Below are 243 nucleotides of genomic sequence, written 5' to 3'. Positions count from 1 at the left end.
TGCCGACAGGTCATTGCGGATCGGCAAGCACATGCAGTGATTCCACCAAGAAAAAATGCGAAGCCATGGAAAGATAAAAAGATGAGCTCGCTAGAACGCAATGAGTTGCTTCGAACAGTTAAACGTTTAGGAAGAACTATTTGGAAGAAATGGTCAGGCTATCATCGGCGAAGTTTGGTTGAAACCAAGATGCATTGCATCAAATTATTGGGGGATAAACTCAGTGCGAGAAATTTTCAAAGC

General features: G+C 42.8%; 1 protein-coding gene. It reads left to right on the top strand.

Annotated features, from left to right (window positions below; genetic code table 11):
* Nucleotides 1-243: transposase (locus RFW85_RS16555; protein ID WP_375143870.1), on the top strand; the 243-nt coding region annotated here is incomplete at both ends.

Source organism: Acinetobacter sp. 12966 (assembly GCF_031196995.1).
Lineage (GTDB): Bacteria > Pseudomonadota > Gammaproteobacteria > Pseudomonadales > Moraxellaceae > Acinetobacter > Acinetobacter geminorum.
This window is presented reverse-complemented; position numbering and strand designations above follow the sequence as displayed.